12 protein-coding genes are annotated in these 12,244 nt (G+C 72.0%); 8 read left to right on the top strand and 4 right to left on the bottom strand.

Translation table 11 applies throughout. The features are described 5' to 3' along the window. Positions 1 to 135: 135 nt before the first annotated feature. The 6 genes from QCD66_RS14640 (at position 136) to QCD66_RS14615 (ending at position 4,234) form a co-directional block, all read left to right on the top strand. Positions 136 to 1,125, top strand: a complete 990-nt coding sequence (locus tag QCD66_RS14640; protein ID WP_364217156.1) for a glycoside hydrolase family 113 — start codon at positions 136 to 138, stop codon at positions 1,123 to 1,125. A 206-nt stretch (positions 1,126 to 1,331) separates the two neighbouring features. After that, complete coding sequence (locus QCD66_RS14635) at positions 1,332 to 1,628, top strand: hypothetical protein (RefSeq protein ID WP_364217159.1); 297 nt, start codon at positions 1,332 to 1,334, stop codon at positions 1,626 to 1,628. 91 nt (positions 1,629 to 1,719) lie between these two features. Then, positions 1,720 to 2,130 (top strand): NUDIX domain-containing protein, encoded by a 411-nt coding sequence (locus QCD66_RS14630; RefSeq protein ID WP_364217162.1) that lies wholly within the window; start codon positions 1,720 to 1,722, stop codon positions 2,128 to 2,130. 179 nt (positions 2,131 to 2,309) lie between these two features. Continuing rightward, complete coding sequence (locus QCD66_RS14625) at positions 2,310 to 2,870, top strand: putative immunity protein (RefSeq protein WP_364217165.1); 561 nt, start codon at positions 2,310 to 2,312, stop codon at positions 2,868 to 2,870. Between the two features lie 66 nt (positions 2,871 to 2,936). Then, entirely contained in the window at positions 2,937 to 4,070 is a 1,134-nt protein-coding gene (locus QCD66_RS14620; RefSeq protein ID WP_407567234.1) for an IS701 family transposase, read from the top strand. A 5-nt stretch (positions 4,071 to 4,075) separates the two neighbouring features. Next, complete coding sequence (locus QCD66_RS14615; protein ID WP_375737403.1) at positions 4,076 to 4,234, top strand: hypothetical protein; 159 nt, start codon at positions 4,076 to 4,078, stop codon at positions 4,232 to 4,234. Positions 4,235 to 4,274: 40 nt separating this feature from the next. Here the strand turns inward: QCD66_RS14615 and QCD66_RS14610 are convergent, their stop codons facing one another. Continuing rightward, positions 4,275 to 4,937 carry a response regulator gene (locus QCD66_RS14610; protein ID WP_375734422.1) on the bottom strand — a complete coding sequence of 221 codons (663 nt, stop codon included), beginning with the start codon at positions 4,935 to 4,937 and terminating at the stop codon, positions 4,275 to 4,277. Further along, complete coding sequence (locus tag QCD66_RS14605; RefSeq protein WP_375734423.1) at positions 4,934 to 6,058, bottom strand: sensor histidine kinase; 1,125 nt, start codon at positions 6,056 to 6,058, stop codon at positions 4,934 to 4,936. The genes QCD66_RS14610 and QCD66_RS14605 overlap by 4 nt, the downstream gene beginning before the upstream one ends. A 234-nt stretch (positions 6,059 to 6,292) precedes the next feature. On the opposite strand from QCD66_RS14605, the gene QCD66_RS14600 reads away from it, so the two are divergent. Further along, on the top strand, positions 6,293 to 6,646 hold the full coding sequence (locus QCD66_RS14600; RefSeq protein ID WP_375734424.1) for a DUF6223 family protein: 354 nt from the start codon (positions 6,293 to 6,295) through the stop codon (positions 6,644 to 6,646). Positions 6,647 to 6,694: 48 nt separating this feature from the next. Here the strand turns inward: QCD66_RS14600 and QCD66_RS14595 are convergent, their stop codons facing one another. Both QCD66_RS14595 and QCD66_RS14590 read right to left on the bottom strand, forming a co-directional pair. Further along, positions 6,695 to 7,372: a response regulator transcription factor gene (locus QCD66_RS14595; protein ID WP_364217177.1), complete on the bottom strand. Its 678-nt coding sequence runs from the start codon at positions 7,370 to 7,372 to the stop codon at positions 6,695 to 6,697. Further along, a complete protein-coding gene (locus QCD66_RS14590; protein WP_375734425.1) occupies positions 7,369 to 9,363 on the bottom strand; it encodes a sensor histidine kinase in 1,995 nt (664 codons plus the stop codon). The genes QCD66_RS14595 and QCD66_RS14590 overlap by 4 nt, the downstream gene beginning before the upstream one ends. A gap of 206 nt (positions 9,364 to 9,569) precedes the next feature. Between QCD66_RS14590 and QCD66_RS14585 the strand changes: the two genes are divergently transcribed. Then, positions 9,570 to 12,167, top strand: a complete 2,598-nt coding sequence (locus tag QCD66_RS14585; RefSeq protein WP_375734426.1) for a BTAD domain-containing putative transcriptional regulator — start codon at positions 9,570 to 9,572, stop codon at positions 12,165 to 12,167. Positions 12,168 to 12,244: the final 77 nt, after the last annotated feature.

Below are 12,244 nucleotides of genomic sequence, written 5' to 3'. Positions count from 1 at the left end.
TCCGAAACTCGGGACGCCGACGGCGACCGGTCGCGCCCCAGGGGCCGGGAACCACGCCACGCCGTGGCCGCAGCCGGCGGCGCGTCGCCTGCTCCTGCTGACCGTTCGACGACCGCGCCGAGAGGAGCCGAACGCGTGCTGAAGCTTCGCGGCATCTCCTACCTCGTCGGCGAAACGCATCCGGACGATCTGCGGCGCGACCTTGAGATCATCTCCCGGGACCTGCGCTGCGACACCGTGATGCTCATCAGCGGCGACGTGCCGCGACTGGTGACGGCCGCCGGCCGCGCGCTCGACCTCGGCCTGGACGTCTACCTGCGTCCCGATCCCACCGAACTGCCTCGGACGACGATGCTGGAGCGACTGGACGCGGCCGCCGTGGCGGCCGAGCTTCTTCGTCGTGAGTACCCCGACCGCGTCACGCTCGTGGTCGGCAGTGAGTTCTCGCACACCGCGCCCGGCATCGTCCCCGGACCACGGTCGTTCCTACGGCTGCAACTGATCATCCGGTTCCGCCGCCTGATGCGACACCGTATCGACCGACGGCTCCACACACTGCTCGCCGACGCCGTGACCGTCGCCCGGAGTCGCTTCAACGGGCCGATCACCTATTCCGCGGCCGCCTGGGAACACGTCGACTGGACTCTCTTCGACGTGGTCGGGGTCAGCCTCTACCGATCCCGCCGCAACGCCGCCACCTATGCCGATCGTGTCCACGACCTCGTCCGGCGCCACGACAGACCGGTCGTGATCACCGAGTTCGGGTGCGGCGCCTTCACCGGAGCCGAACAGCGCGGCGCGGGCTCCTTTCAGATCGTCAACTGGTTCACCGACCCGCCCCGCATCTCCGGCGACCATCCCCGCGACGAAAGCGTCCAGGCCCGCTACCTGACAGACCTCATCGACCTCTACGGCTCTCAAGGGGTACACGGCTGCTTCGTCTTCACCTTCGCCATGCCCGACTTCCTCCACGTGGACGATCCGCACCTCGATCTCGACAAGGCCGGCTTCGGGGTCATGGCTGCCCGCTCCGACGGCACCTACCAACGCAAACAGGCCTTCCACGCCGTCGCCGACGCCTACCGCGGAATCGCCGAAGCGGACCGAGGTGGGCCTCGCCGCTAGCGGCGGCTCGGTCCGGCGGCTTCGGCGCGGGCCAGACCGGACGCCGCATCGATAACCGCTTCTGCATTGATCGGGCACGGATCCGTATCGGATTTTCGTTGGCCGATACAGCGTGGGACGGCAACATTGACCGCGGGATCGGCCGATCGCCAGAAGGTCCTCCTGCGACGGGGGACCATGGGCAACATCAAGCTGAAGGGTTGTCGATGCGTACTGCCATACGGATTCTGGCTGGTCTGGCACTGGCCGGGATGTTGACCTTCGGTTCGGCCGCGGCCGCGCAGGCGGCCGCTCCGGAACGGCCGGCTCCGGCCGACACGGCCGCTTCCGCGCTCGGTTACTGGCAATGGTGGGACACGTTCACCTCGGTGGAGGCTCCCTCGGTCGCGCGCGGCGCCTGCATCGCGACCGGCGAGGTCGGCATTGTCCAGGGACTCTGGACGAACTACGAGTGCCGGTTCAACGGCTACTACACCTACGACCTCTACGTCTACCGGCCGTAGACGACCGGCGCCGATCCGGGCCGTCCACCGTAACCGGTGGGCGGCCCGTGTTTCGTGGTGGAAGCGCTTGTGAAGGTGACACCCTCTTACGGTGGCCACCTATGACGTCGCACTCGTGCTGCTTGTCGACCCGTCCGGCGCGGTGCTCCTACAGCACCGCGACGAGTACGCGGCCGTCTCGCCGAATCAGTGGAGCCTGCCGGGCGGCCACGTCGAGCCGGGCGAGTCACCTGAGGAGGCGGCCCGCCGGGAGCTGCTGGAGGAGACGGGTCTGACAGCGGATGGGCTGCGCCTCCTGTGGAGCGGTCCGCGTCCGTACGAGGCCGGTTTTCCGCACACCGTGACGGTCCACGCGTTCAGTGGCTCCACCAGGGCACGGCAGGAGGACGTGGTACTCGGCGAAGGACGGGCCATGGTGTTCGTTCCTCGAGACGAGCTGCTCGACCGAGAGCTGGCGGTCTCCGCCGCGCTGGTCCTGTCTCTGCACCTGGCGAACACCTGACCGTTCGGCGCGATGGCCGTCCCACCGGATCGCGGGTGCCGGGCCTTCGGCGTCGACCTGACCTCGCATCCGGCCGGCAGACCATGGTCTGCCGATCACTTTGAGGGTTTCGCCGCGTTGTCGTACGAGCATCGCGAGAGAGCTTTAACCGACGGTTCAACGATACCGTTTATGGGGTGATGGTGGCTGACGAGAATCTGAGGATCGAACTCACCATGGCCGAACTGCGCGAGATCACGAGCTATGCCGTGGCCTGCGCACAGCCCGCAATGGCGATCTTCGAGCGTGAGCGCCCTGACGATCGACGCCCACGAGCCGCGGTCGACGCCGCGCGGGCGTTCGCGGAGGGCGGCAGGCGGAACAAGGTGATCCGTGACAGTGCCTGGGCCGCGCAGCGCGCGTACCAGGAGACACGCGACGCCGGGCAGGCCGCGGCGAGCGACGCCGCACGCGCGGCCGTTGCCGCGGCCAGTGCCGCCTTCCTCCACCCCCTGGCGAAAGCGACTCAGGTCCTGCACATCCTCGGCCCGGCCGCGCACGCCGGTCGAGCCTTCGAACTCGATGCCGGCGACGACCGGAACGTCGGCGCCGACTACATCGAGAAGGCACGCAGTCTGGCCAGCCCCACCGTGATCAGTGTCCTGACGCGCTATCCGGACGCCCCGGGCGGTCGCGGCCGGGTAGGAGAACTGTTGCGGACCCTGGACGCGTCGTTACGACGTCCGGCCACCGGCGGTTAGTACTGCAACGGCGTTTCGCAACCTTCTGTGGTTGTCGTAAGTTAGTTCATTGTGGTCAGTGTCGGGTTGGTCGAGTCGTGGGACGTTGAGCTTGGGGATCTGCTGGCGCGGATTGCGGGGCGGTTTTCGCGGGTGGAGTCGCGGAAGCGGGCGTTCGCGTATGTGCGTGGGCTGCTCGCGCCGCTGGAGCGGCGCAACGGGTGGACCCTGGCCGAGCAGGCCGGTGATGGTTCGCCGGACGGGATGCAGGCGTTGCTGTGCAGCCCGTGCTGGGACCGCAACGCGGTGCGGGACGAGGTACGCGACTACGTGGTGGAACACATCGGCGACCCGGACGGGGTGCTGATCGCCGACGAGACCGGTTTCGCCAAGAAGGGCCGAGCCTCGGCGGGGGTTCAGCGGCAGTATTCCGGCACGCTGGGCCGCACGGACAACTGCCAGATCGGGGTGTTTCTGGCCTACGCCACACCGAAGGGTCGGGCGTTGCTCGACCGGGAGTTGTACCTGCCGGTGTCGTGGACTGACGACCGTGCCAGGTGCCGCAAGGCGGCGGTCCCGGACGAGGTCGCCTTCGCGACCAAGCCACAGCAGGCCAGGATGATGCTTGAACGGGCGATCGCCGCGGGTGTGCCGTTCGCCTGGTTCACCGCGGACGAGCTCTACGGGCAGAACCCCGGGTTGCGCGGCTGGCTGGAGGAGCAGGACGTCTCGTATGCGATGGCGACCCGCTGCGATGACGAGGTGGCCTCCGGGCTGCACACCACCACCCGGGTCGACGCGCTGATCGGCAAGGTGCCGGGTGGTGCGTGGCGGCGTATGTCCTGCGGCGACGGGGCGCACGGGCCGCGGGTCTACGACTGGGCCTGGCTGCCGATCCGCCGGCCGTTCCTGCACGGCCGTCGCGGCTGGGTCCTCGCGCGGCGCAGTGTCAGCGACCCGACCGAGATCGCCTACTACGTGTGCTTCGGCAAGCGCGGCACCCGGCTGCGCGAGCTGGTCAGGGTCGCCGGGTCCCGGTGGGCGGTCGAGGAGTCGTTCCAGACTGCGAAGAACGAGGTCGGCCTGGACCAGTACCAGGTCCGCCGCTACGACGCCTGGTACGCCCACATCACCCTGGCCATGCTCGCCGCCGCGTTTTTGGTCGCCACCCGGGCCCGCGAGGTGGCAAAGGGGGCACCGACGACGGCGAGCACACGCTGATCCCGTTGAGCAGCAACGAAATCCGCCGCCTGCTCAGCAAACTCGTCCTCATCGGACGGGCCACGGCCGGACACGTGCTGCACTGGTCCGGCTGGCGTCGCCGCCGACAAGCCCAAGCGAAAGCCAGCCACTACCACAAACACTTCAAAGACCATCGTACGTGACGAACCGCCGTTGCAGTATTAGGAGGGTCGACCGCACCGATCACCAGGTTTGCGGTGTGACGAGCCCGGATTCGTAGGCGATGACGACGAGTTGCGCGCGGTCGCGGGCGCGCAGTTTGGTCATGGCGCGGTTGACGTGGGTTTTCGCGGTCACCGGACTGATCACCATTCGATCGGCGATCTCCTCGTTGGTCAGGCCCCGCGCGACGAGGACGACCGCTTCGCGTTCCCGGTTGGTCAGCTCCTTCAGCACGATGCCCGGTTGCCGGGCCGGCGGCTGGCTGACATACCTCTCGATGAGACGGCGGGTGATCGACGGGGCCAGCAGCACGTCGCCGCGGGCGGCGACGCGGATGGCGTGCAGGAAGTCCTCCGGTTCGACGTCCTTGACGAGGAAGCCGGCCGCTCCGGCGCGTAGTGCCCGGTAGAGGTATTCGTCCAGGCCGTAGTTGGTGAGGACGACGACGCGGACCCCGGCCAGGGCGGGGTCCGCCGCGATACGCCGGGTCGCCTCGATGCCGTCGACGCCGGGCATCTGTACGTCGACGAGCGCGATGTCGGGCAGGTGCTGGCGGGCCAGCGCCACGCCTTCGGCGCCGTCGGCGGCCTCGGCCACGACCTGGATGCCGTCCTCGGCGTCGAGCAGTGCCCGGAAGCCACGGCGGATCAGGGGCTGGTCGTCGACGAGCAGGACCCGGATCACGGCGTCCGCTCCACGGGCAGTTCGGCACGGACGGTGAAGCCGCCGCTGTCGCGGGGTTCGGCACGCAGCCGGCCGCCGAGCGCGGTGACCCGCTCCCCCATACCGAGCAATCCCACGCCGGGGGCCGGGGCGGAGTCCGGCGTGGCGGTGCCATCGTCGTCGACCTGCACCACGACCTTGCCGGGTAGGCAGTCGATGCGCACCGACGCGGTGGCGGCCGCGGCGTGGCGGGCGATGTTCGTCAGCGCCTCCTGCACGATCCGGTACGCGGTGCGGTCCACCGCCGCCGGTATGCCGGCGCGGTCGCCGGCGATGGTCAGGGTCGCGTCCAGGCCGGCCGTGCGGGCCCGTTGCACGAGCTGCGGTACGTGGTCCATCCCGGGTGCCGCCGTGCTGTCGTCACGTAGCGCCTCGAGCGTCGCGCGCAGCTCGCGGGCGGCTTCGCGGCCCGCGTCGCGGATCGCCAGCAGTGCCTCGGGCACCGGCTCGCCCCGTTTCCGGGCCAGGTGCACGGCCACCTCCGCCTGGAGCTTGATCACCGAGATCTGGTGGGTGAGCGAATCGTGCAGTTCCCGCGCGATGTGCAGCCGTTCCTCCCCGGCCCGCCGCAGCGCGTTCTCCTCCCGGGTGCGCTCGGCCTCGTCCGCCCGGCGCTCGGCCTGCCGCAGCGCCTCGCCCGCCGCGCCGGCCGCGATCAGCCAGGCCAGCTCCAGCACACCTCGGGACCGCGCGAACGCCGCGGTGGTGTCGTACGGGCCCGTGATCATCGTGACGGCGGGGAGCGCCGCCAGCATGGCCACGCTCACCGCCACGGTCACCGTGCGGCGCCCCGCCCGGACCGCCGCGTACACCGCGATCAGGTACGCCACGGCGAAGACGTCGAATCCGGCCGCCTGATACCCGAGCGCGCAGAGCCCGGTGGCGGCCAGAACCGCGACCGGTGCCCGCCGACGCCACGCCAGCGCCAGCCCGCCGGCGGCCAGTAGCAGCAGGCCGAGCAGATCCTCGACGGCCCGTCCGCCTGTCGTATCAGGGTGGCCGGACACTCCGATGGCCAGCAGGATCACCGCGACACCGGCGGCGACCAGCCAGTCCCGGGCACCGATCCGTGCGCTGCTCATGCGCGCACCCTAACCGCACACCCGGCACCGGCGAGTCGTACCAGCGCGGCAGTGGTCCGCTACCACGTACGCGGTAGTCCTCCGCGGCGCGCCCCGCGTCCGTGGCAGCGGGATCGCCCGTACGCGGCAGCGTCGAATGTCGACGCTGGCACGACGACACGTCCGGGGCGCGGAGGACACGATCGACGACACCACCGTCCCGTGCACCACCGTGAGGAAGCCGAGGACCGTCTCATGCTGACCGCCCACCTGCTCGCCACGTCCACTGTCGGCGCGGGTACGCCGACCACCGACCGTGTCATCGCGACCGCCGCCGCCTTCGTGGCTCTCGCCGGCGTGATCATCGGCGGCCTGGCCCTGGTCCGCCCGACCAGCCGCGCCGGTGCCGGCAGCCGAGGCGCGGTTGTCGCACTGGTGGCCGCGGCGATCGGCGTCATCGTCGGCGGGTTCGTGGTCGTGACCGCCGACGGTGGTCCCGGGACAGGCAACGGCATCGTCGGCGGTTACGTCGCCGTGGTCCTCGGGCTGGCCGGTGTCGTACTCGGCGGGTCGGCCCTGGCCCGCAGCCGCCGCCCGCGGCGGGCCTGAACGGCACGCCGGGCGTCCCCGGAAGAACGTGACGGCGTCGAGGCCACGTCAGCCCCGGCCGAGCCCCTGCTCCCGGGCCCGCACTATCGCCTGGCCACGGTCACTGACCCCGAGCTTGACCAGCACGTTCGACAGGTGGTTGCGGATCGTCTTCGGGCTGAGCGCCAGCCGCTGCGCGATCACGCGGTTGTCGAGCCCGCGCGCCACATGGTCGAGGATCTCCCGTTCCCGGTCGGTCAGCTGCGGAAAGGGTGGCACCACGCCGGCTCCCCGGGTGAGGAAGCTGACCGTACGCGTCCCGATCCCCGGTCCGAGCAGCATCTCGCCGTCGGCGACCACCCGTACCGCCCGCTCCACCTGCGGCGGTGACGCCCCCTTGAGGAGGTAGCCGGACGCGCCGGCCCGCAACGCGCCGAAGATCGAGTCGTCGTCGTCGAGCATCGTGATCACGAGTACGGCCACGGCCGGGTGCCGGGACCGGATCAGTCGCGTCGCCTCCACGCCGGAGCGGTCGCCGAGGTGCAGGTCCATGAGCACGACGTCGGGATCGTGGGTTTCCACCAGCGCGAGTGCCGACGGCACGTCGACGGCCTCACCGACGCAGACGATCCCGTCCAGCGTCCCCAGCAGCGCGGTCATCCCGAGCCGGAACACGGGATGGTCGTCCACCACGGCGACCCGGATCACGCCGCGGTCCGGGCCACCGCCGGCCATCGCGGCCGTCATCGGGCGGCCTCCGGCAGGAACAGGCGCACGCGCGTACCGGGCCGGGAGTGACCGGTACGGGCCGGGCCGATCGTCAGGCCGGCACCGATCGCCTCCGCGCGTTCGCGCATCGCCCGGGTGCCGACGCCCGTGCCCGCCCCGGCGCCGATGCCGACCCCGTGATCGGCCACGCTGACGGTCAGGCCCTCGGGCACGGCGCGGACGTCGACGCAGCAGTGGTCGACGCCGGCGTGCCGGTGGACGTTGCGGACGGCTTCCGCCACGATGCCGTACACGGCGATGGCCGCCTCCTCTCGCAGGCGCAGGTGCGGTGCGCGGACCCGGACGGTCAGCCCGGCGGCGGCGTACCGCTCGCGCAGCCGATCCAGCGCCGGGCCGAGGTCACCGTCGTCGAGCACCGGTGGCAGGAGGTCGCGGGCGATCTCCCGTACCCCGGCCGCCTGGCGGTCCACCTCCGCCACCAGCTGGTCGAACAGGTCGTCGGCGGCCGCGATCTCGGGCAGGTGACGGTGGGCGTGCAGCATGTTGCGGCCCGCCGCCAGCGCCAGGGAGACGCCGGCGAGCGCCGGGCCGAGGCCGTCGTGCAGGTCCCGACGCAGCTTACGGCGCTCCTCGTCGCGGGCACGGGCCAGGCCCTGCCGGGACCGCTCCAGATCCCGCTGGGCGGCGGCGAGTTCGGCGAGCGCGGTCACCACCGGGGCGAGGTCGGTCAGGGCGGTGGAGGCACGGCCGTCCAGCTTCTCGCCGGGGCGGGGCCAGGCGTGCAGCGTACCCACGGTGCGGTCCCCGTTGACCAGGGCGATCGATGTCGGCGACAGGTGGGTGGGGTCGCCGCGCAGGACGATGCGGACCTCGGCCAGCCGCAGCGACGCGGCGATCCCGTCGGCCACCGCGTCGAGCATCGGCGTGCCGCGGTCGGTGTCACGCAGCCCGTCGGCGACCCGGCGGATCAGCGGCTGCCCGGTGTCACCGTGGACCAGCCGGTCGACCCGCCGCTGCACCCACTGGCGCAGCGGCTGGAACGCCGCGGCCAGTGATGCCGTCACCACCACCTCGGGCACCGCCGACGGGGCCGGAAGTACGGCCCGCAGGATCAGGACGCCCCCGACGTACGCCGCGATCACCAGTGCCGTCATGAGCGCCCACACCAGCGTCCGGCGGACCACCAGATCCAGTCCCCACAGGCGCTGGCGCAGCACGACGACCAGCACCGACGCCGGGAAGAACGCCTGGGCGCCGAGCATCAGCAGCGGCGCGGCCGGTGTCGGCACCCGTACCGGCAGCAGCGGGTCGAGCGCCAGCGGCACGAAGGCCGCGGCGAGCAGCAGGGTGCCGACCGCCAGCCAACCCAGCCCGTGCCGGCGGGCCGGCGGCGCGGCGTGCCGCCGCCACAGCACCCCGGCGGCGGCGACCGATCCGAGTATCACCAGTGCCGGTTCCAGCCACGGGTCGACCGCTGCCCGGACCGCCGCCGCCGGCCCGCCCAGCGGCAGCGCCCACGGCGCTCCGGGTACGGTGACCGCGCACACCTGGGCCAGTACGACGAGCAGCACGCCGGCCCCGATCGTGAACCGGGTCGCCGCCCGGAGCGGGCGCACCGGCAGCAGCCACGGCATCACCACGATCAACGCGTAGAAGCCCGGCACCCAGGCCCAGTAGGCGGCGCCGGCCAGCGGCACCGACAGGTCCAGCTCGGGCCAGCGGTAGCGCACCATGTCCCAGGCGGCCGCGGCGGCCGAGACCGCACCACCGATGCCCGCCGCCGCCATGATCCAGGCCGCCAGGTGGGCCCGCCGCGACAGGGTCAGCCACGCCACCACGCCGTAGATCGCACCGACCGTGAGATCGACCAGCGAGTAGAGCATCCACGGGTGCCACGGCGGCGCGGCCGCCAACCACGCGGCCACCGAACCGGCGCTGAGCACACCCGTGACGACCAGCACCGCGCGTGCCGCGACCGGACGCGCCCGGTCGGACGGTCGTGGATCCATGCGCTCTCCTCATGTGGTGGGGCGCCCCAGCTTGCCGACCGGGACGGCCCGGGCACCAGAGCCGGGCATCCCGACTGATCGGGATACCCAGTGCGGCTCCACCGTTCGTCCGAGCCGGCGACGTCCCGGCCCGCCGGGACGGTGGTCCCTGGCATCTGGGAGTGCGGCGTGGCGATCCTGACCTCCGTGCCGACGGGGAGGACACAATGGAGGGACTACGGCTGTCCGTGCTGGGCCCACTCGCCGCCGAACGGGACGGCCAGCCGGTCCCGCTGGGCGGGAGGCGGCAGCGGTCGGTACTCGCGGTGCTGCTGGCCGCCCGGGGACGCATGGTCCCGGCGGACCGGATCGAGGACCTGGTCTGGGGAGCCGACCGGCCCACGGCCAGCCGGACGACCCTGCACGGGTACGTGGCCCGGCTGCGCTGCGCGCTGGAGCCGGGGCGCCCGAGCCGTGGGCAGGGCCGGCTGCTGGTCCGCGACGGCCCCGGGTACGCGCTGCGGCTCCCGCCGGAGAGTTTGGACGCCGACCGGTTCGCCGGCCTGGTGAGCCGCGGCGGCACCCTGCTGGACGAGAGCCTGCCGATGCGGGCCGAGTCGGTCCTGCGCGAGGCACTGGCGCTGTGGCGCGGTCCCGCCTACGCCGATGTCGGGGAAGCCCCTTTCGCGGTGGCCGAACGGGCCCGGTTCGACGTGCTGCGGGCGACCGCGGTGGAGCGGCGGATGGTGGCGCTGCTGGCGGTCGGGCAGCACGACACGGCCATCGGGGAGCTGGAGGTCCACACCGCCGAGGAACCGCTACGGGAGCGCGGTTGGCAACTGCTGGCGACGGCTCTCTACCGGTCCGGACGGCAGGCGGACGCGTTGACGGTGCTCCGGCGGGCCCGTACGCACCTCGCCGAGAAGCAGGGTATCGACCCGGGACCGGAGCTGCGTCGCCTGGAGATGGCGATCCTGTGCCAGGACGACACCGTCCTCGGTGGGCGACCGGAGGTGGGGGCCGGCAATCTCCCGGTGGCGATCTCGTCGTTCGTGGGCCGTGCGACCGAGTTGGCCGTGGTGGGCGCCGCCCTCGACGCCGGCCGTCTGGTCACGCTGACCGGACCGGCCGGAGTCGGCAAGAGCCGGCTGGCGAAAGAGGCGGCCCGGCACCGCCCCGACCGGTACGGCCCCTGGTACGTCGACCTGTCCGGACTGCCCGCCGGCACGCCCGTGGTGGCGGCCCTGGCCGACGCGATCGGCGTACCCGCCACCACCGTCCCGGCGCTCGCCGACCGCGTCGGCCACCGGGCCGCGCTCGTCGTCGTCGACAACGCCGACCACCTGCGCGCCGAGGCCGTACCGGTGCTGACCGGGTTGCTCGCCCGCTGCCCGGCGCTGCGGGTCCTGGTCACCGGCCGACGCGCGCTGGAGACACCGGGCGAGCGGGTCGTCGCCGTGACCGCGCTGTCCGAGCCGGACGCCGTACGCCTGCTCGGCGACCGGGTCACGGCCGCGGGCGGCGCGGCTCTGGAGCCGGCGCTCGCGGCGCAGATCTGCCGCCGGCTCGACGCGTTCCCGCTCGGGATCGAGCGGGTGGCGGCGCGCTGCGCGGCGCTGGCCCCCGCCGACGTCCTGGCGACCCTCGACGAGGGGCTGCTCGACGACGAGATCGAGGCCAGCCGTCGACTGTTGACCGATGCCGGCCGCCGCCTGCTGCACCGGCTCCGGGTCTTCGACGGCCCTTTCACCCTCGCCGACGCGCAGCGGGTCGGCGGAGGGCCGGCCGCCACGGCTCCCCTGGTCGAACTCATCCACCACTCCCTGGTGCTCGCCGATCCCGGACGCCTGCCGTGCCGGTACCGCCTGCCGTACAGCGTGCGGTCGTACCTCGGAGCGCCGCCGTCGGCGCTTGCCAGTCAGGTTGCAGCGGGCAACCCGACGCTGGTCCGCATGAGACGACTCAGCACCGCCGTCGCCGCGACACTACTGTTCACCGCCTTCACGCTCGCCACGCCGAGCGGCGCTCCGGCCGATCCCGGCTGCCAACTCGGCGACCCGCGACCGATCTGCAACGGTGAGTTCCCGGAGGATCCGACCCCGCTCGACGACGCGGCACCGACCGGAAAGATCGACTACTACTCCCGCTACGGCGGCGTCATCTGGATCACCGGCTGGGCGCGTGACGCCGACGGGGGCCCGGTCACGGTCAGGGCCTACTCCAACGCCCTGCTCAAGAGCACGGTGCAGGCCACCCTGCCGCACACCGGACAGGGCGGAAACCACGGGTTCAGCATCACGTTCCCCGCTCCGGCGACGGTCGGCAGCCACCAACTCAAGGTGGTGGTGGCGAACGTGCCGAACGGCACGGCACCGGCTGCGGAGGGCATCACCTTCTACCCGGAGTGGTACGTGATCAAGCCGACCACGCCGACCGGTCTCGTCCTCACCCCGTGGAAGGTGGGCGACGAACACCGGATCACCGTCGAGTTCACCGATCCCTCCGACAGCGAGGACGGCTTCCGCATCACCTACGACTGGGTGGGACGCAAGTGGAAGTGGAACTGCAAGCTCAAGACCGGCTACTGGGAGACCGGCACGTTCAGCGAGTCTGTCGACCTCCCCGCGCAGGCCGGCCGGGAACGCTACAGCCACACCATCCGCAACCTCGACCACACCACGTTCTACAAGTTCTACGTCATGACGATGGAGAACGCCCGCTTCTCGGAGAAGCTGGTGGGCGGCATCAACTCCGGCGAGTTCGCCCCCGCACCGGACGCGCCGAGATTCTCCGGCACCGACCCCGAGCAGCCGTGCATGGACTAGCCCCTGCCCGGAGCGGAGTACGGCTGGTCGTCCGAGGTACGCCCGGCACCAGCCGGACACCAGTCGTCTCCGACACC

This window comes from Polymorphospora sp. A560 (assembly GCF_045781765.1).
Classification (GTDB): domain Bacteria; phylum Actinomycetota; class Actinomycetes; order Mycobacteriales; family Micromonosporaceae; genus Polymorphospora; species Polymorphospora lycopeni.
Note: the sequence above shows the minus strand (reverse complement) of the source record. Positions and strands in the feature narration are given on the sequence as shown.